Source organism: Reichenbachiella sp. (assembly GCF_039944555.1).
Lineage (GTDB): Bacteria > Bacteroidota > Bacteroidia > Cytophagales > Cyclobacteriaceae > Reichenbachiella.
This window is the reverse complement of record NZ_JBDUYN010000013.1, coordinates 139,948-159,465: the sequence shown is the minus strand read 5'-3', so window position 1 is coordinate 159,465 and position 19,518 is coordinate 139,948. Positions and strand designations below refer to the sequence as shown.

General features: G+C 40.0%; 16 protein-coding genes. 11 read left to right on the top strand and 5 right to left on the bottom strand.

Annotation, left to right across the window (positions count from 1 at the left end; translation table 11 throughout):
• Nucleotides 1-70 precede the first annotated feature (70 nt).
• The 3 genes from mdh to tilS form a co-directional block, all read right to left on the bottom strand.
• Entirely contained in the window at nt 71-997 is a 927-nt protein-coding gene (gene mdh, locus ABJD64_RS20980) for a malate dehydrogenase (RefSeq protein WP_348182253.1), read from the bottom strand.
• Between the two features lie 297 nt (nt 998-1,294).
• A complete protein-coding gene (locus ABJD64_RS20975) occupies nt 1,295-1,819 on the bottom strand; it encodes a cyclic nucleotide-binding domain-containing protein (protein WP_348182254.1) in 525 nt (174 codons plus the stop codon).
• Entirely contained in the window at nt 1,812-3,161 is a 1,350-nt protein-coding gene (gene tilS / locus ABJD64_RS20970) for a tRNA lysidine(34) synthetase TilS (RefSeq protein ID WP_348182255.1), read from the bottom strand. The genes ABJD64_RS20975 and tilS overlap by 8 nt, the downstream gene beginning before the upstream one ends.
• 234 nt (nt 3,162-3,395) lie before the next feature.
• On the opposite strand from tilS, the gene ABJD64_RS20965 reads away from it, so the two are divergent.
• The 11 genes from ABJD64_RS20965 (at nt 3,396) to ABJD64_RS20915 (ending at nt 16,046) form a co-directional block, all read left to right on the top strand.
• On the top strand, nt 3,396-5,078 hold the full coding sequence (locus ABJD64_RS20965; RefSeq protein WP_348182256.1) for an OstA-like protein: 1,683 nt from the start codon (nt 3,396-3,398) through the stop codon (nt 5,076-5,078).
• A 77-nt stretch (nt 5,079-5,155) separates the two neighbouring features.
• On the top strand, nt 5,156-5,971 hold the full coding sequence (bamD, locus tag ABJD64_RS20960; RefSeq protein ID WP_348196445.1) for an outer membrane protein assembly factor BamD: 816 nt from the start codon (nt 5,156-5,158) through the stop codon (nt 5,969-5,971).
• A gap of 2 nt (nt 5,972-5,973) precedes the next feature.
• Nucleotides 5,974-6,297, top strand: a complete 324-nt coding sequence (locus ABJD64_RS20955) for a DNA-directed RNA polymerase subunit omega (protein ID WP_348182258.1) — start codon at nt 5,974-5,976, stop codon at nt 6,295-6,297.
• An 11-nt stretch (nt 6,298-6,308) separates the two neighbouring features.
• Complete coding sequence (coaBC, locus tag ABJD64_RS20950) at nt 6,309-7,508, top strand: bifunctional phosphopantothenoylcysteine decarboxylase/phosphopantothenate--cysteine ligase CoaBC (RefSeq protein WP_348182259.1); 1,200 nt, start codon at nt 6,309-6,311, stop codon at nt 7,506-7,508.
• A 74-nt stretch (nt 7,509-7,582) separates the two neighbouring features.
• Nucleotides 7,583-8,491, top strand: a complete 909-nt coding sequence (locus ABJD64_RS20945; RefSeq protein WP_348182260.1) for a DUF4835 family protein — start codon at nt 7,583-7,585, stop codon at nt 8,489-8,491.
• Between the two features lie 108 nt (nt 8,492-8,599).
• The gene (gene recN, locus ABJD64_RS20940; protein WP_348182261.1) at nt 8,600-10,255 is read left to right on the top strand and encodes a DNA repair protein RecN; all 1,656 of its coding nucleotides are present in this window, start codon (nt 8,600-8,602) and stop codon (nt 10,253-10,255) included.
• A gap of 96 nt (nt 10,256-10,351) precedes the next feature.
• On the top strand, nt 10,352-11,164 hold the full coding sequence (locus ABJD64_RS20935; protein WP_348182262.1) for an SDR family oxidoreductase: 813 nt from the start codon (nt 10,352-10,354) through the stop codon (nt 11,162-11,164).
• Between the two features lie 109 nt (nt 11,165-11,273).
• Nucleotides 11,274-12,104, top strand: a complete 831-nt coding sequence (gene ispE / locus ABJD64_RS20930; RefSeq protein ID WP_348182263.1) for a 4-(cytidine 5'-diphospho)-2-C-methyl-D-erythritol kinase — start codon at nt 11,274-11,276, stop codon at nt 12,102-12,104.
• A 66-nt stretch (nt 12,105-12,170) separates the two neighbouring features.
• On the top strand, nt 12,171-12,746 hold the full coding sequence (locus ABJD64_RS20925; RefSeq protein ID WP_348182264.1) for a hypothetical protein: 576 nt from the start codon (nt 12,171-12,173) through the stop codon (nt 12,744-12,746).
• A gap of 136 nt (nt 12,747-12,882) precedes the next feature.
• Nucleotides 12,883-15,099: a helix-turn-helix domain-containing protein gene (locus ABJD64_RS20920; RefSeq protein ID WP_348182265.1), complete on the top strand. Its 2,217-nt coding sequence runs from the start codon at nt 12,883-12,885 to the stop codon at nt 15,097-15,099.
• 167 nt (nt 15,100-15,266) lie between these two features.
• A complete protein-coding gene (locus ABJD64_RS20915; RefSeq protein ID WP_348182266.1) occupies nt 15,267-16,046 on the top strand; it encodes a hypothetical protein in 780 nt (259 codons plus the stop codon).
• A gap of 70 nt (nt 16,047-16,116) precedes the next feature.
• On the opposite strand, the gene hemF is transcribed toward ABJD64_RS20915, so the two are convergent.
• Nucleotides 16,117-17,010 carry an oxygen-dependent coproporphyrinogen oxidase gene (hemF, locus tag ABJD64_RS20910; protein ID WP_348182267.1) on the bottom strand — a complete coding sequence of 298 codons (894 nt, stop codon included), beginning with the start codon at nt 17,008-17,010 and terminating at the stop codon, nt 16,117-16,119.
• Between the two features lie 42 nt (nt 17,011-17,052).
• The gene (locus tag ABJD64_RS20905) at nt 17,053-19,398 is read right to left on the bottom strand and encodes a BamA/TamA family outer membrane protein (protein WP_348182268.1); all 2,346 of its coding nucleotides are present in this window, start codon (nt 19,396-19,398) and stop codon (nt 17,053-17,055) included.
• Between the last annotated feature and the right edge of the window lie 120 nt (nt 19,399-19,518).

Genomic DNA, 19,518 nt, shown 5'->3' with positions numbered 1-19,518 from the left:
AGCGATCAGGCGGGAGCTTTTATTTGCAGAGGACTAACCTCTTTTAAACTTATCCGTTGAATTTTGAACCTTATAGCTCCAACGCGTCATTCATTTTTCTAACCGCAGCGGCACTAGCTTCGAATTTCGCTTTTTCGTCATCGTTCAAGTCCAGCTCAATGATCTTTTCCCATCCGTTTCTTCCAAGGATCACCGGTACTCCGATGCAGATGTCTTTTTGTCCATATTCACCTTCCAGATAAACTGAACATGGCATCATGATCTTTTTGTCCCTGATAATGGCTTCTACTACTTCAGCACCTGCAGCACCCGGCGCATACCATGCAGAAGTTCCTAGCAGACCGGTCAATGTAGCGCCGCCTACCATAGTATCAGCGGATACTTGCTCCATTCTTTCTGCGGAAATGTAGTCAGACGCAGGAGTTGAGTTGTAAGAGGCCAATCTTGTCAATGGAATCATAGTGGTATCACCATGTCCGCCAATCACCATGCCTTTCACATCGTTTGGATTGCAATCCAAAGCTTCAGATAATCTGTATTTGAACCTTGCACTATCCAAAGTGCCACCCATACCGATCACTTTGTTTTTGGCCAATCCACTCGTTTTAGCAGATAGGTAAGTCATGGTATCCATTGGATTACTAATTACGACAAGCACCGCATCAGGAGAGTGTTTTACCAAGTTTTCCGTTACGGTCTTCACAATGCCTGCATTTGTGCCAATCAGTTCTTCTCTGGTCATCCCTGGTTTTCTGGGAATACCCGAAGTAATCACGACAACAGAAGAACCTGCAGTTTTGGAATAGTCACCTGTAGTACCAATTACCTTGGCGTTAAACCCATTGAGGGTGGCACATTGGTTAAGATCCATGGCTTTACCTTCTGCAAAGCCCTCTTTGATATCCAGGATCACAACTTCATCAGCCAATTCTTTCATGGCTACATACTCAGCTACACTGGCACCTACGTTTCCGGCACCTACTACGGTTACTTTCATCTGCTTATATTTTGTTTACTATAATATTTGATTTACAAGAGATCAATTAATGAACATGTTAGTCAATTATTTGATCCGACCATGTCGGTTTCATCTTGTTTGTGTTTTATGATCCTAAATTAGGGATCAATTTGTGCCGCTAAAATAGCCAAATCTTACTCTTAATTGGAGAAAAAGGATGAATTCTTCAAGAGTTTTACCCTATGACTTTTGTCATTTATTGAAGACGGCAATTCGTCCATCCACAATTCTTGATTGCGATATCACATGGGCAATAGGAAAATGTGATTTTAGATTTTAAACCCTTCCCAGATAGACCTTGCTCAGTTCGAAGAACCCAAAATGGGATTTGTAAGTTTTAAACAGTTGGGTGGTGTATTCATTATACACTTCAGAGAAGGCGGTCATGACCTTGGCACGAACCTCAGGATGATCGTTCAATATTTCGAGGAGGTTGATTTGAGGGATTACGTATAATTCAGCTTTTTCAGAGGTGATCACCGTGGTGTAGATGCGCTTGGCACTTTCTAATAGGCTGTTGTCGCCGAAAACTTGCCCACGGTAGGCTTCTGCAAGCTGCTCGAATCGATCATTAACATCAATTGAAAGTGACACAGAGCCCCGCTTGATGATATACAAGGCATGACTCGGATCGCCAGTAAAAAACACAACCTCATCCTGCTGATAATCGCGTAAGTACATGTAGGGAAGAAACAGAGCCAACTCATCTTCATCCAATTTTTCGAAATGTCTGGTCTGTGCCAAAAAAGCAATCAAGTCTAGTTCTTTTTTACTGTATTTCTTTTTGAATGGATTAAACATGGTCGGTCATTTTTATGATCAATACGCGTTTAGTTTTTGGTGTGATTTTGTATCGATCGTCAATCCTATGTCCGGCTACCCAGATGATATCTTTTTTTGACTCGAAAAGCACAACTCTTGATTTCAAGTTTACGGGAATTTTCTCATCAATCATAAAATCGCTTAGCTTTTTTTTACCATTCATACCTAGTGGGTAAAAGCTGTCTCCTTGCTTCCAATTTCTGACTTTAATTGGAAATTCAACGAATTGAGCATCCAAGTAAGCCACTTTTTTGTCTTTGGGCCAATCTCCTTTTGAGTTCGCAAGTTCTAAAGAAAAATCAGCAAGAGGAGTGGATACAAATTCGTCACTCTTATTTATCATGAGCTCGAACTTTTCATCAGAATGTACTGATACGATTTGGATGGTACCTCGATCAATAGCTAGCACATATTGTGCAGAATAAAATTGTTTGCCAACGGAGTTTGATTCCGTATTATCGATGATTTCATCAATGGAAAAGCACTGGTCTGCATTAAATCCAAAAGGTCGAAGCAACTCTACCAAAACAGCCAGACTACCCTCTGAGGCCTTGTACCAGCTCATCGACAACGAATAGCCATTATTATTTTGGTTTAAATACTCCTTACTTATGAGAGTCACTTGATTTAGCAATAGCTTTTCTAGCGCGTCAAACCTTTTGCTGTTATTTGACATCGTCTTTTCCAGTCCTGGATTGATGTGTTTAAGTTCCGGGACAACTCGTAGCCGAATCCGGTTGCGGCGGTATTTGTCCTCCTTGTTGGAGGCATCTTCTCTCCATTTGAGTTTGTGTTCCTTTGCGTATGCTTCAATCTCCTCTCTTTTTGCAAATAAAAGCGGTCTACGGATTTGGTCCGTTCTTAGTGGAATTCCTCTAAGCCCGGCAGCACCGGTCCCTTTGATAAGATTGTAAAGCATGGTTTCAATTTGATCATTGCCATGGTGAGCAGTGATTAAATAATCAAAACTATGAGCACTCACTAATTCATCAAACCACTGATATCTTAGTTCTCTGGCCGCCAGTTGTGTCGAAAGATGCTGTGACTCAGCATAATCTGAAGTATTAAATTTTTTGTGATAGAACGGTAAATTATGTTTTTTGGCGATTGCCTCAACAAGCGCAGCATCATGATCGGAATCTTCTCCGCGCAGTTGAAAATTACAATGGACTACACTAGCCTTATAATTTAGCGAATGCATGAGATGAACGAGCACAATTGAATCCACTCCACCACTTACTGCCAGCAACAGCTTATCGCTCGGGCCAAAAAGATGTTCCCTTTTTATAAATCGTTCGAATTGTCTTTGCAATGTGGCCACCGAGTAAGCTTTTGGCCAAACTTAGCTGTTTTTTATGTGTTTATTTTTTGTATGACGATGATATTTTTCTCAAACAATGCATGATTCGTTCACGTCTTCAATAATGTGTACTGACCATGCCAGTTTCAAAGATGATGCAAATGTTTTTGGCATCTGATTTGCAGCTCAGCACTTATATTTTATTGTTTACTTATCTCATGGATTCCATGTAGCTTTGCGACAGATTTTTACACTATGCGAAACACCTTTTTGTTTTGGTTTGCTTGTTTTTTACTTTTTTCAATGGGTGCTGTAGCCCAAAAAAAGGATAAATTCAGATACAAAGCCGACAAACTTACGAATGCCCGAGACGGCAAGGTTCGATTCAAAAAACTGCTCCACAATGTAGTATTCACTCAGAAGACAACCATAGTCTATTGCGACTCAGCTTACTACTATACGCGCACCAATACGATGGAGGCCTTTGGTCGAGTTAGAATTGTAGACGACTCTGTAACGATAACCTCAAAAACACTTACCTACCAGGGTAATGAGGGAATGGCATTACTTCGCGAAGATGTAGTCTATCGAAAAGGCACCAAAGTACTTTATACTGATATTCTTGACTATAATCTGGTTACAGAAGTAGGAGAGTTTAAAGAAAATGGTAAGCTTGTTGACGAGAGGAATACACTCACAAGTGTATATGGTGTTTATCACTCTAAGAGTAGTCAGGCTTTCTTTTTTAAGGATGTGCTGTTGGTGTCTCCGGATTTCAACTTGAAGTCTGACACGCTGGAATACTCTTCCATTACCAAAGTTGCCGTCACTAAAGGCCCTACCTATATCGAAAATGCAGATGGAACAACAGTTGATGCGGATGGCGGACGTTTCAGGACTGCCAAGGATCAAACCACTTTTGCCGAAGGGACCATTGAAACAAGAAATTACATCGTAACAGGGGATGAGCTTTTTATCGACGATCAAAAGAAATTTTATACAGCCAAAGGAAACGTGGTCATGACCTCAAAAAAGGATGACATACTGATCTTTGGTGATGAGGCTGTCTACGATAAAAAGGCTGGCATCAGTAAGGTCTACGGTAGACCATTGATGAAGCGTATCATGCGACAGGATACCTTTTTCATGTCCTCAGATACCTTAGTTTCAATTGAAAATGTAGATAAAGATAAGGAGCGAATACTAGCCTACTACAATATTTTAATGTTCAAGCGTAATATGCAGGGCAAGTGTGATTCAGTTGCTTATTTTTTGTCGGATTCAACTATTCACATGTACGATGACCCTATCCTATGGAATAAGAGCAGTCAAATGGTCTCCGACAGCATTGACTTGAAGTTCGAAGAAGACATTTTGAAACAAATGACGCTTAGACGAAGAGCTTTCCTGATTTCAATAGACACTTTAGGGCAACATAATCAGATCAAGGGTAGGAAAATGGTTGGTCATTTTAATGAGTTTGGAGACATGCAGAAAATGGATATCAATGGCAATGGAGAGAGCCACTATTTTTTGTTGAAAGGAGATAGTCTTATGATCGGAATGAATAAGATTTTCTGCAGTGCCATGACATTACGATTTGAGGAGAACATCATGAAGAATATTTCATTTTATACACAGCCCGAGGCTAAGTTCATTCCTCCACACGAATTGGAGGAAGATCAAATGTTCTTAGAAGATTTTGATTGGCGAGAAGATGAACGGCCTGAGTTGTATGACGTGGCTACCTATTACAAGCAATCAAATGAAGACTCCCCAGCTGACCAAGAGAAGATTTTAAAAGGAAGGGCAAAGGAGTTGATGGAGCAAAACGAAGATAAAATCGAAATGGGCAAAAAAATGTTGAAGGAGGCGGATAAAACAGAGGCCTTGAAGCAACTAAACTCTACCAAAGATCATTTACTTATAGAGCGATAAGAAGTCTTAAAAGCAAGAGAATCTCAGCTCGAAAAAAATTGTTGAATTTAAGGTAAACAAGCTATATTTGCAGGCTTATGCGAAAAATGAGGTTTTTAGGGAATTTTGTACTTGTTTTGGTAGCTGTTTTGGCTATTTCTTGTAGTGAATTTAAACGACTACAAAAAAGTACGGATTGGAAAATGAAGTACGACGCCGCACTTCGCTACTACGAAGAAGAAGAATATTACAAAGCCAGTGTGCTGTTTGACCAGGTGTTGCCAATTATTAAGGGTACATTGGACGCCGAAAAGGCCAGTTTTTATAGAGCTTATTGTTATTTCCATCAGAGACAGTATATCCTAAGCGGTAGTTATTTCAACGAGTTCGCCAGGGTTTATTCGCGAAGTGACTGGGCCATCGAGGCGGCGTACATGTCGGCATACTCATCTTATTTGCAGTCTCCGGACTATAACCTCGATCAAAGTAGTACTTTAGATGCCGTTAATGCATTTCAAACTTTTATCAATAGAAATCCATATAGCGAATATGCTGAACCTGCAACCAAGTATATTGATGAGTTGCAGAGAAAACTAGAAAAAAAGGCATTTGAGAATGCTAAGCAATATCATAAACTGGAAAGGTGGGAAGCAGCACGCGTTGCCTTTGAGACTTTTGCAGATGAATTTCCAGATTCAAAACTGAACGAGGAAATATTGTTTTATGCGGTGGACTCAGAGTACAGTTACGCCAAGCAGAGTATCAAATCCAAGCAAAAAGAAAGATACCAGAAAACTATTGAGCTCTATGAAGAGTTTATAGACAAATACCCAAACAGTGAATTCCTAAAAAAAGCTGAGAAGTTCTATGTGGACTCACTTGAAGAAACAAAAAAATTATCTAAAAATTCATAATAATGGCGGTTAAACCATCAATTGTAACTAGAGATATTGTCGATTTGTCAACAGACACAGGTAACATCTACAAATCTCTCAATGTAATTTCAAAGAGAGCAAGACAAATTTCTTCTAATGTAAGAGAAGAATTGAGTGGAAAATTAGCAGAATTTGCATCTACAGTGGACAATCTTGAAGAAATATTCGAAAACAGAGAGCAAATCGAAATTTCTAAATTTTATGAAAGAATGCCAAAGCCTACCATCGTGGCTATCGAGGAATTTTCTGAAGGAAAAATCCTTGTGAGAGATGCGGTGAAAGAAGAAGGCGGCATAGAAATTTAATTTGCCCCCCAATGCTGAAGGGGAAGAAAATATTACTAGGAGTATGCGGTAGTATAGCCGCATACAAATCCGCTCTTTTGGTCAGACTATTGATCAAAGCAGGCTGCGAGGTGAGAGTCATTATGACTGTCTCGGCTAAGACCTTCATTACACCACTTACGCTATCTACGCTTTCTAAAAACCCTGTCGTTTCAGCTTTTGAAAAAGATGATCGGGGACAATGGGAAAATCATGTCGAATTAGGTCTATGGGCCGATTTATTTTTGATAGCACCAGCTAGTGCCAATACAATGGCTAAGATGGCGCATGGCCTGTGCGACAATCTATTAACTGCGGTTTACCTTTCAGCTAAATGTCCGGTTGTGATTGCTCCTGCCATGGATCTTGATATGTATAGGCATCCGGCAACACGACAGAATCTCAAAATTTTGCAATCATTTGGACATTTGGTGTTGGACGCGGAACACGGAGAACTAGCCAGTGGTTTGGTAGGTGAGGGCAGAATGGCTGAGCCTGAGCATTTGTTGCAACAAGTAGAGGAACACCTCTCAAAAAAAAAAAGATTTGAAGGTAAGCAGGTCTTGATTACTGCCGGCCCCACCTACGAAAAAATAGATCCAGTTCGCTTTATTGGTAATCACTCATCAGGCAAGATGGGATTAGCATTGGCGCATGCTATGGCTTCGGAAGGAGCTCGTATCCATTTGATTGCTGGGCCGGGACAATACAAGTTGGAATCGGAATTGATTGCTCTTACCCACGTGTCATCCGCAGATGAAATGTACAATGAGGTATCAGCAAAATATGATCAAACCGACATAGCAATTTTTGCAGCAGCGGTAGCCGACTATCGGCCGATAGCTCCTGCCGAAGAGAAGATCAAAAAAACTGGCGATTCTATGACCATAGAGTTAGTCAAGAATAAAGATATCGCTGCGGAAATGGGCAAACGTAAAGCCAAAAGCCAGGTTAACGTAGGTTTTGCCTTGGAGACCGAGAAAGAAGAACAGTATGCAAAAGAAAAAATGGACAAGAAGAAGTTTGATCTTATTGTCCTTAATTCTTTGAACGATAATGGTGCAGGTTTTTCTGTGGATACTAATAAAATTACTATCTTCAGCGTTGATCAGCCAAAGAGGCATTTTGAACTCAAGTCGAAGCAAAAGGTTGCTGAGGACATTGTTAATTGCATCCATGAAACCTTCAAGTAAGTAACTTCTTAGCCGTATTGGCAGTGCTAACTAAAGGAAGATTCACCGAGCAATTGAAAGTAATTATGAAATAGATGAAAAAACCCATCCTTAATACTTTTCTCCTTTTATTTCTAATGGGCACTTGCTTTTCTGTTGTAGCCCAGGAATTGAATTGTCAGGTGAAAGTAAATGCCGTGCAGATCGAAACTACCGAGCGCAGGGTATTTCAGGAAATGGAAGTAGAGTTCGCCAAATTCTTAAATGACCGAAAATGGGCCGATGAACGTTTTGAAAATAATGAAAGAATTACGTGTGGCATAAACATTACGCTTGAATCTCAGCCTTCTTTAGGTAATTTTTCCGCTACGGTCCAGGTGATAGCAGCAAGACCCGTCTATAATTCTTCATACGAGGCCGTGTTGATAAATTTTGCAGATAGAGATTTCAATTTTGAATACACAGAATCTCAACCATTGGACTTTCAACCTACAAGTTTTATATCCAATATCACATCTATGCTCGGTTATTACGCCTATATGATTCTGGGGTATGACTACGACTCATATGAAGAACTGGGTGGGCAGAAGTATTATGAAGCGGCATGGGCAGCAGTCAACAATGCCCAGCAATCGGGGTATACCGGATGGGATCAGTTTAATAGCATTAGAAATAGATATTGGCTTTCTGAAAATACGATAGATCAGACTATGGAACCCATGCGAGAGGCGATATATGAATATCACATTAAAGGCCTGGACTTGATGGCAGAACAACCTGATGAGGGCAGAACGAATATTTTGGAAGCGCTCAAAAAGGTTCAGGCTGCCAACCGATCTAAACCAAGGTCTATTATGATTATTTCATTTTTGGATGCCAAACTCGACGAGTTGGTTGGTATTTATTCGGAAGGTGACTTGGCACAAAGACGTGAGGTTTACAACATTCTTAAAAGCCTGGACCCCGCACGTACCGAGGAGTTTGGCAAGATTCTGGAAAATTGATAATCATATCTTTTCAGAACATCAAACTTTGAAAAAGAATGACACATACATATCTTGAAAGTTTTTATTTTTGACATCATTTTGTACCTATAGAAGGATAGCCAACTCATGATTTCCAGTTTGACCATTAGCAATTATGCCCTGATCAGAAAGTTGCAGTTGGAGCCTGATGCAGGTCTCAATATTATAACAGGAGAGACAGGTGCCGGGAAGTCAATTATGCTGGGCGCAGTAGGGCTACTTTTGGGTAAAAGGGCTGATACGAAAGCGCTCCTCGACAAAGACAAGAAATGCGTAGTAGAAGGCGAGTTTGATGTTTCTAAACTTGAGTTAGAAACCTTATTTGAGGAAGAAGATTTGGACTTTGAGGAGCAGTCTATCATAAGAAGAGAGATCAGTCCAAAGGGTAAGTCGAGAGCGTTTATCAACGATGTTCCAGTTACATTAGACGTTATGAAAATGGTCGGGCTTAGGCTAATCGATATTCACTCCCAAAATGAAAGCATTCAATTGGGCAATAAATCTGTGAAGGTGAAGCTACTGGATGACTTTGCTCAAACCTCAAAAGAATTAATTCGGTTTCAGAATGATTACAGTGAGTATAGTAAATTGACCAAAAAACTTGCCGAGCTGCTTGATCAAGAAAAGTCGTCAAAAACTGATGAGGACTATAAGAAATTTTTGCTGGACGAATTAGTCGAGGCTGGTTTGCAAGAAGGAGAACAGACCACTCTCGAAGAAGAATTGCAGATTCTGGAGCATGCCGAGGAAATTAAACTTAGGCTTTCTCAGATTTCATCGGAATTTGATGAAAATGAAATTAACATAAATGATAGATTAAAGGAGGCCACTAGCGTACTGCGAAACATGGCTGCTTTTTCTAAGGAACTGGAAACACTAAGTGTCAGATTTGAATCTGCAACGGAGGAGATTGTTGACATTATTAGAGATCTGGTCAATCTTCAAGACGATATAGAGCACAATCCGGCTCGGATGGAAGAGGTGAATCTACGGCTGGATCTGATCTATAAACTTCAACAGAAGCATCGGATAAGTGATGTGTCTGGATTGTTGAAAATTCAGGAGCAGCTTGAATCTGAAACCGAAGGAGTAATCAATCTGGAAGAGGAAATAAAACTACTGAAAGTTCAAAAAGAAAATTTAGAGCAAAAGATGATTCAATCAGCCGAGCAACTTTCGGAAAAGAGAAGAAGCCAGATTGATGTATTTTCCTTGTCACTCAACGAATTGCTTGCTGAAGTAGGGATGCCCGATGGTCATGTGGAATTTGTCTATAAACGCGTTGAGCCGTGGAAATTAGGCATTGACGAAATAGAAATTCTTTTTAGCGCAAATAAAGGAATCAAACCAGAGCCTGTTGGCAATGTTGCTTCAGGCGGTGAATTCTCCCGACTCATGTTCTGCATCAAGTATTTGCTTGCCAGCAAAACGGCCATGCCTACAGTGGTGTTTGATGAGATAGATACAGGAGTATCCGGAGAAATTGCCATGAAAATGGCCAATATGATGAGACGTATGTCTGACAACCATCAAGTCATATCTATAAGTCACCTTCCGCAGATAGCCGCCAAAGGGCAGGCCCATTATTTTGTTTATAAAAATAATGAAGCGGCAAAAGCAGAAAGCATGATCCGAAAACTAGAGCCTGCTGATCGGCTGGAAGAAATAGCCAAAATGATTGGTGGTGAAAATCCATCAGATACCGCAAGGAATAGTGCAAGAGAATTAATTGGGATGGAGTGACATGCAACGTGCACCAAAAACCAAAACCTAAATACTAAATACCAACTACTAACTACTATCTTTACGCTTTTTTAAACCAATAAGAAATTAAATCAAATGTCTAATAATCTATTAAAAGGAAAAAGAGGGATCATTTTTGGTGCTTTGGACGAAAATTCAATTGCCTGGAAGGTAGCCTTGAAGGCTAAAGAACAAGGGGCTTCGTTTACCTTGACCAATGCCCCGATCGCTTTAAGAATGGGCGCAATCAATCAATTGGCTGAGCAATGTGGTTCGGAAATAATTCCTGCTGATGCTACATCCGTTGAAGATTTGGAAAACCTCTTTTCAAAATCTGTGGAAGTTTTAGGTGGAAAATTGGATTTCGTATTGCACTCCATAGGTATGAGTCCAAATGTGAGAAAAAGTAAGGAATATGGTGATTTGAATTACGACTGGATGCTGAAAACCATGGACATCTCAGCTATCTCATTTCATAAAGTGATGGCAGTAGCTGAAAAGCAGGACGCGATGAATGAGTGGGGGTCCATTCTTGCCTTGACTTACATTGCTGCTCAACGGACTTTCCCTGATTATTCAGACATGGCCCAGGCTAAATCCATGCTGGAATCTATTGCTCGCAGCTATGGTGAAAGATTTGCCAGATTGAAGAAAGTAAGGGTAAACACGATTTCACAGTCTCCTACGATGACAACAGCAGGTTCAGGGGTGGGCGGATTTGATGTATTTATGGATTATGCAGAGAAGATGTCTCCACTTGGCAATGCCACAGCAGATGCATGTGCAGATTATTGCGTATCAATGTTCTCGGATTTGACCAAGATGGTTACTATGCAAAACCTGATGCACGATGGTGGTTTCTCTTCGTCAGGAATCACAGCAGACGTTATAGAGCAAATGAAGAAATAAACATTACCACGTCATTTCGACTGACGTAGGAAGGAGAAATCCCCAGCGGACCTACAGGCCGATGGGGGCTTCTCACTCCGTTTCGAAGTGACGGCATTAACTTAGTCCTATGATCGCCTTTCCCAACGCCAAGATCAACATCGGTCTCAACATTACCTCTAAACGGACGGATGGCTATCATAATCTCTCCTCATGTTTCTTGCCTCTTGGTTGGAAAGATGCACTTGAAATTGTACCGGCAGATGAATTTGTATTTACCTCGTCAGGATTAGATATACCTGAAGACGGTAGTACTAATCTCTGCGTAAGGGCCTACGAACTCCTAAAGGAAAAACATGACATCCCACCTGTAAAAATGCACTTACACAAAGTTGTACCCATGGGGGCGGGATTGGGTGGTGGTTCGGCAGATGGAGCCTTTGCCCTCAAGTTGCTCAACGAACAATTTGAGATAGGACTGACAAAGGTAGAATTGGAGGCTTATGCCATAACCCTTGGTGCCGACTGTCCATTCTTTATTGACAATCAACCCAAACTTGTGACTGGTGTCGGCGAAATCTTGGAGGATATTGTACTTGACTTGTCGGATTATTTAGTTGTAGTAGTCTTTCCGGGTATTCATGTGAATACTAGGGTGGCCTTTGATGGAATCACTCCGAAAGAGCCTGGCTATGACATTAAATCCGCACTTCAACAACCTCCAAAAGATTGGCAAGGTGCAGTTGTCAATGACTTTGAAAAAACTGTTTTCGCAGCTCACCCGGAGCTTCAATCTATTAAATTGAAGCTCTTAGAATTAGGAGCAGATTATGCCTCTATGACCGGAACGGGCTCGGCGGTGTATGGGATATTTGATCGATCCACTGACTTCGAAACTGCCTTGCATGATTTTGATAGTCCGAAGGTTCAAATAAAGTCCTTAGAATTGAATTTATCATGAGAAAATCGGAAAGCCAGATTAATTAAGCCTATGCTGAAAAATATCCTCATATCAAATTGTATCCTTGTGTTACTACTCACGAGTTGTTCTAATGATGAGCAATCCTGTGAATCAATCAGCACATATAACTATTCTCACTATCGCCTGGAGACAATAGAACTTGGAAACAGATATAATACGTCATATGGATCTGATGGTCTAAATCAAGGAAATGAAGTAGTCGGTTTTGATGTTTTCTATATGGAGGTTTACTTCAATAGTGCAACATATGCATACACAGGAGAGAATCAAACAGGGGATTTAATTAGAATTGATGATTGGTTGGAGCAATGCGTACCAGATCAGCATGGATATGTCCAGCAAATTGAAAGCATTGTCTTCACTACTAATCTGGATTATGATGACGAATTTAAGGCGGGAGACAATATAAATTCAATAATAGAATTGAATAAAGACTATGTTAATGATCCTCCAAGCCTAGCTGATTATTTGTTACAGGTAGATAAACCAATTAATCATATTAATTCTTATTATTTAAAAAGAGCTCCTACTGTGTCCAAAAATATTTCAATATCAGTGAATTTGAACGTCCTTGATGGAGGTGAATTTGAGGCAGAGGCCCTTCCAATTACGTTTGAATAAATTTGTTGAGTCCATATAGGTATAATCGTATGTCTACATGGCATTAGATTGTAACAGTTTGATTTTGTATGTTAGGTGCATTTCAACTGTCGATAATGTCCGTAACTGTATTTTCTAACCTAAAATACTTTTTTTAATGAATGAGCCCATTGAAATCAACACCCAATTTGAATTGGCGGCAAACTATGTCAATACCACCAATGAACATTTGTATCTCACAGGAAAAGCAGGGGCTGGGAAAACAACTTTCCTGAAATACATAAAAGATAATTGTCATAAGAAAATTGTTATTGCTGCTCCTACCGGAGTGGCTGCAATGAATGCTGGTGGAGTTACTTTGCACTCCCTATTCCAGTTACCAATGGGTAGTTTTATTCCTGAACAGAGTATGTCAGGTGAAGAATACGGAGAGTTTTTTGATAAGAAAAATCTACTCAAATACCTCCGCCTTAATAGCGCAAAGCGAGAGCTGCTACGGGAACTTGAATTATTGATCATAGATGAAGTATCGATGTTGAGAGCAGATTTGCTCGACGCAATTGATGTAATCTTAAAGTCGGTAAGAAGGAATAACTGGAGTGGATTCGGAGGAGTTCAGGTACTCTTTATTGGGGACCTGTTTCAATTGCCTCCAGTAGTGAGAAATAGTGAATGGGCTGTTCTTCAGAAATATTATAAAACAATTTCTTTTTTCGATGCAAAAGCACTCCAAGACACCCCGCCCATATATTTAGAGCTTAAAAATATTTATCGTCAAAGTGACCAAAAATTCATCAACCTTCTGAACAAGATTAGGAATGATAAAATGGATAAGGGTGATCTGGAACTGCTCAATAAATACTATAAACCCAACTTTGAGCCAAAACAAAAAGGTGAATACATTACACTTACAACGCACAACAAAAGAGCGGAGGTAATCAATAATGAGCAACTTGAGAAGTTAGAGGGTGCTGTTTATACCTTTCAGGCCAGTGTTTCCGGTGATTTTAATGAGGCCACGGTTATGGCGGAAACAGATCTCAAGCTAAAAGAAGGGTCCCAGGTCATGTTTATCAGGAACGACAAAGGAGAATACCCCCGATATTATAATGGAAAAATTGGATTAGTAAAGCGCATTGATGAAGATGATATCGCGGTGACTTTTACTGATTCTGATGATGAGGTATTAGTTGAAAAAGAAGTGTGGGAGAATAAAAGGTATAAACTGAATAAAGAAACCGATCAGCTGGACGAAGTAGTGAAAGGTACCTTTACACAATACCCCATTCGTTTGGCATGGGCTATCACAATACACAAAAGTCAGGGGCTTACCTTCGACAATGCAATCATAGATGCCGGGCAGTCGTTTTCCCCTGGACAAGTATACGTGGCCCTTAGCCGCCTGACTTCGCTGGATGGGTTAGTGCTTTACTCAAAAATTTCAGACAGCTGTATCAGTAGTGATCAAGCGGCCATAGATTTTAGTGCAAGGGAACAAACCGCCGAGGACTTAAATCGCCAATTGATCAGTTCACAAATTGCATACGTGGGTGCCTTTTTATTAAAGGCATTTGATTGGAATAGGCTGACCTGGGCGATCAAAGATTTTTTTCAGAATATGGAAGAAAAGAAAATTCCGGAAAAAGAACGTGCCTTAAAGATGATTTCGAAAGTAAAGGCATCTGTTGATAAGCAAAAACAAACTGCAGGAAAATTCATAGCGCAACTCAACGGCCTCCTCCCAACCGCACATGATGATAACTACCAACAAACCAATTCTAGAGTAAAAGCGGCTACAGATTACTTCAAAGAAGCTTTGAGCACGGAAGTACTAGAGCCATTATCGGGTCACTACGATTCATTGAAACTGAAGTCGGGGGTGAAGAAATACATGCGTGATGTTCACGAATTGATTGCGCTGGCAAGACAAAAACAATTTTTGCTCGAAGAAATGGCTTTGCTTATAAAAGGCCTGGCGGACGATAAAAAGCTTCCCTACTTACTCACTGAAATGGCAAAAAGAAAGAAGAAACAACAACAAGTAGCGGAAAAAGAAATTGAGAAAGTCACCAAAAAGAAAGTAAAAGGAGAAAGTCAGCTCTTGAGCCTAAGCATGTATCAAGAAGGAAAGACCATAGATCAAATAGCCGAAGAAAGAAGCTTAAACCAAACCACAATTGAAGGACATCTGATGAGTTTTATTGGAACAAAATTTTCGTTGGATGAATTTGTCAGCCATGAAAAGGCGGAACAAATCAGGACTGTCATGAAAGCGGTTGGGGAAGGAGAGGGGACAAATGCAGTCAAAGCAAAATTAGGGAGCGAGTTTAGTTATAATGAAATACGAGCCGTAATGAATCACACGAAGTTGTAATTCGGGTTATTGCCGGAGGTTCGTCAAAATGTTTCAATCTAGTTGGTGCTATAATGTCCATTTTTGTGTCAACTCCCGAAGTTTTTTTCGAAAGAACCAAATAAGGAGAAAAAGTATTATTAAGTAAATCATAGCTTTGATCAAAAGCGATACGAAACACCAACGAAATGAAAAAAATCAGTACTTGCATTTTGACATTTTACCTGATCCTAGCGATAGACTCCTTAGCCTTGGCGCAACTAAAAAATTTTAATACAGAAATCAATATATGGCTTCCCGGTAAAGTCATATTGTTTGATGGTGCAATTTTAAAAGGAAGCTTAAACTACAATTTCATTACAAGCATTATAAGTGTAGAAAATGAAACAGGCACCCATTCATTTATGGCAAACAAAGCGAAGTATTTCGAAATACAAGATTCAGATAGTTTGGCAAGAAAGTATTATTCTTTGCCTTATGAGATAAGAAAGAACAAGGCAATGAAGAATACTTTTTTTGAATTCGTATATGAAAATAAGAAGAGTTCCATAGCTATCCTGTCTCGGCATGAATATGATTATTTGGTGAGAGGAACTGGTGGAGGTAAGAATGAGACTTATGTGAATGAGGACCGAACCATCGAAATGGAGAAGGTTACCGAGATATTGTATCTGGCCACAGGTGAGGGCCAGATTTTAGAGCTAGCGAGTAAAAAAAAGGACAAATCTACAACATTCGTTTATGATACTCAAAATGACTTAAAAAGCAATAAATATGCGAGTAGCCGAACCAGGCGGTACCAAGGAGCTGTATATAAAATCACCAATTCAGATGTGCTGAATCAAATTGGCGGAGTGGACACAAAGGAAATAGTTGAGTACTGTGAATCTGAGGGATATAAATTAAATACTATTGAGGGACTAATTCATTTCCTTGATTATTCATCAGAACTTGGAGATAAACATTAGGTTCTCACAGTTCATATTCTTCTATGATTAATGTTGACTCATTGAAAAGGTTTGCCTCACGAAAATAGAACTATTGAACCCAATCAACGCCCTTTTTTAACTGATTGAGAGTATTTTGTTCTTTGGAATCGACCTCTGGTATGTGGTTATATGCCCAACTGGCCTGAGGAGGAAGGCTCATCAAAATGGATTCTGTACGACCATCGGTATCTAGCCCAAATTTGGTACCCTTGTCCCAAACCAGGTTGAATTCTGCATATCTACCTCGACGTAAGTACTGCCATTCTTTTTCCTTTTCTGTGAAAGGAAGATCTTTGTTTTTCGACATGAAGTATGTGTATAATGGGGCAAACTGATTTCCTACTTCTTGGACAAAGGCCCAGCGGTCTTCCATCGAAAATTGATTATTCGCCGACAAGCGATCGAAGAAAATCCCACCTATTCCACGGGTTTCTTTTCTATGTCTTATATAGAAGTAATCATCTGCCCATTTTTTGAATTCTGGGTAATAGGAGTTATCGTGACGATCGCAACAATTTTTCAGCTGTTTATGGAAATACATGGCATCTGCCTCATCAACATAATGTGGGGTGAGATCAATGCCTCCGCCAAACCAACTCACACCGTTGCTCATTTCAAAATAGCGCACATTCATATGAATAATAGGCACCATTGGACTGTGAGGATGCATCACAATGGACACACCGGTAGCAAAGAAATCCGCTTTATCAATATGGAGCGCTTCCAATATCTTAGTTGGGGTAGGTCCATTCACAGCTGAGAAATTGACACCACCCTTTTCTATTATTGTGCCTCCGATTATGACTCTTGTCCTGCCACCTCCACCTTCTGGACGATCCCAAAGGTCTTCCTTGAATTGGCCTTGACCGTCAGTTTTTTCCAATGAGTTGCAAATGTCATCCTGCAAGTATTTAAACCATTCCTGTATCTCCTCTTTATTCATTACTTCATTACTTCATTGTCCAATTACTCATTATTTCAGGGCCTAGAACGGATAACCAATTCCCAAATTCCATACTAAACGACTGTAATTATTATAATCTGGTAGATCCAGGCTACCCCTTGAAATTTCATTACCAAACCTGGTTTGATTACCAGGATCATAAATTTTCCAGGCAGCATCAAGTCTTAAAAGCAAGAAGGAGAAATCTAGTCGGAGTCCATATCCTGCTCCTACTGCCAATTCTTTTAGGAAATTTTCAAATTGAAACTGGCTACCTGGCCTGGCCTGTTCTTCTCTCATCGTCCAGGTATTACCGCCATCCACAAAAAATGCCCCATATAGAAAACCAAAAATTTTATGCCTGAGCTCGATACTTGCCTCAAAGAGAATTTCTCCAGGTTGTTCGAAACTGTTGTTATAATTTCCGGTTTCATCAATTGGTAGATATGAACCGGGGCCAAGACGCCGAGGCTCCCAGGCGCGAATGCTATTACTTCCTCCTGCAAAGAAAAATTCTTCATAAGGCAGGGTCTTATTATCACCATAAGGAACAGCTATTCCTAAATGTGCGCGATAAGCCATTGTTACTCTAGAATTAACTGGAGCCGAATATCTAAAGTCAATATCGAACTTGGTATATTTGAAGTATTCCAGGTTTCTGCTAAATGTATTTTTAGCTAATTGACTATACAGGTTTCCTCCAGCCTCAATCTGATATCTAAGAAAGGCTGACTGTTCTTGTCGATTGCCATAGTCGTTGATGTTGTGCGTAACTGAAAACCAGGTACTACTAACAAAGGAGGGCAAGAAGGAATTGCTCAGATTGTTGCCATTGTCCTCAAGCTCATCCAAAAAATCCTGATAGCTGTCTGTTACATTTGAGTCGATATAACTAATGTCCGCAATGTTAAGTGAGTAGTTACGCCGTTTTTTGTAATTCTGCCAAGTCAGGATCAAGGAAGTGTTTATATTGGTTCTTATATATTCAGGCCTATTCGTGTAGTTTAGTCCAAAAGACAGCCTCGTTTTTGGGTTCAATCGACCCAATTTTGATTTAAGTTTTGCCCCCAAGGGCAGCATGAATTGTGGGAATGTGAATGCTAGGTTTCCACCATAGTCTAATGACGAATACGGATTGCCTGTGTCGGTTGCTCCCGATAAACCTTCAAACCCAACTCTACCACTTAATTCCATTACCTCTAAGCCACGAAATGTATTCCTGTTTTTAATCGATGCATTGAAAAACGGCCCGGGTAGTCCTTTGCTCACATTTAGACCCAGTTCGGAAGAGGTCTGGAATTTTTTTAATGGGCTGGTATATACGTTAGCAACAAACTGACCTCCCGTGGTGTCATAGCTTACATTGATGAATTTGAAAATATCCATATTGGACAGCTGCTTTTGAGTTTCCAGCGCATTAGACCTTTTGTACAAATCACCTGGTTTTACAAAAATTCTACGGTCAAGAATTTTCTCAGAATAGCGTTTGCTATAAAATTGATAGGTAATACCCTCATAGCTTTCGTTTTGTCTTGTTTTCGTAGGATCTGTGATGTCAGCATCAGTCGTGAATAATACGGAATCAATATGATAGATTTCATGCGAATTTTTGTTGTTGGGATTGCGAATCGTGAGCCCTATTATTACTTTTTTATTGTCCTGAAATGAAGAATCTACCAAAAAACTGATAAACTGGCGGTTGAAGTCATAATACCCATTATTGAGCATGAGGTCATTGAGCCTATCTCTTTCCTTGACCAGCTTTTCTTGTTCATAGTTTTCTCCAATTTTAACTAACGATTCTTCCCCTGACTCGAATACGTGCCTGTATATGGAAGTGTCTGGAATGTTGTAAAATAGAGAATCTATCACATAAGGTTGTCTTCTTTCGATCTTGTAGATGGTGCTGACCATTCGAAAATTGTCTTCGGCTGTATAGCTTACTTTTGCATTGAAGTACCCCTTTGTAGACATGTAGTCTTGAATTTTTTTCATAGTTTGGTTTTCCTTGGCTGTGTCGTAAATAGACAAGGGTTCTCCCATTCGCATACCAAAATTTCCTTCTTTTATATTTCGGTGCTGTTTGTTGATCTTCTTGGTTTGCTTACTACGAAGTTTCTTTATCTTTTTTTCCTTATCCGTATGGGCTATTTTCTTCTTGTATTTATCCCTTATCTGCTGTTTTTTTCGCTCGTACTTCAATGGATCATATCGCTTCAGGCCGCGCTGATAGACGCCCACATAAGGAGACCATGGGATAAAAAGAATTTTCCGATTGGGTTTGTAAGAATAGAGCGATTGAATTTCTTCTTTATTTAAACCTTCAGCCCCATCAAGCTTTTGCTCGACCAATAGAGACCGCTCCTTTGGCAAAAATCTGCGACCCATGCATCCTGATAAAAAGAGCAGGAACATGGCCAGGAATAGGGGCGCATATAAAAATTTGAAGTAGTTAATGTTTTCTCTGTCTAGTCGATTGTCAATTGCCTTGATTTACTGATTATCCAT

Bases quoted from the DNA above. Each gene is read 5' to 3' on its own strand.
- mdh (WP_348182253.1), bottom strand. From the start codon at position 997: ATGAAAGTAACCGTAGTAGGTGCCGGAAACGTAGGTGCCAGTGTAGCT.
- ABJD64_RS20975 (WP_348182254.1), bottom strand. From the start codon at position 1,819: ATGTTTAATCCATTCAAAAAGAAATACAGTAAAAAAGAACTAGACTTG.
- ABJD64_RS20965 (WP_348182256.1), top strand. From the start codon at position 3,396: ATGCGAAACACCTTTTTGTTTTGGTTTGCTTGTTTTTTACTTTTTTCA.
- bamD (WP_348196445.1), top strand. From the start codon at position 5,156: ATGCGAAAAATGAGGTTTTTAGGGAATTTTGTACTTGTTTTGGTAGCT.
- ABJD64_RS20955 (WP_348182258.1), top strand. From the start codon at position 5,974: ATGGCGGTTAAACCATCAATTGTAACTAGAGATATTGTCGATTTGTCA.
- coaBC (WP_348182259.1), top strand. From the start codon at position 6,309: ATGCTGAAGGGGAAGAAAATATTACTAGGAGTATGCGGTAGTATAGCC.
- ABJD64_RS20945 (WP_348182260.1), top strand. From the start codon at position 7,583: ATGAAAAAACCCATCCTTAATACTTTTCTCCTTTTATTTCTAATGGGC.
- recN (WP_348182261.1), top strand. From the start codon at position 8,600: ATGATTTCCAGTTTGACCATTAGCAATTATGCCCTGATCAGAAAGTTG.
- ABJD64_RS20935 (WP_348182262.1), top strand. From the start codon at position 10,352: ATGTCTAATAATCTATTAAAAGGAAAAAGAGGGATCATTTTTGGTGCT.
- ispE (WP_348182263.1), top strand. From the start codon at position 11,274: ATGATCGCCTTTCCCAACGCCAAGATCAACATCGGTCTCAACATTACC.
- ABJD64_RS20920 (WP_348182265.1), top strand. From the start codon at position 12,883: ATGAATGAGCCCATTGAAATCAACACCCAATTTGAATTGGCGGCAAAC.
- ABJD64_RS20915 (WP_348182266.1), top strand. From the start codon at position 15,267: ATGAAAAAAATCAGTACTTGCATTTTGACATTTTACCTGATCCTAGCG.
- hemF (WP_348182267.1), bottom strand. From the start codon at position 17,010: ATGAATAAAGAGGAGATACAGGAATGGTTTAAATACTTGCAGGATGAC.
- ABJD64_RS20905 (WP_348182268.1), bottom strand. From the start codon at position 19,398: ATGGGTCGCAGATTTTTGCCAAAGGAGCGGTCTCTATTGGTCGAGCAA.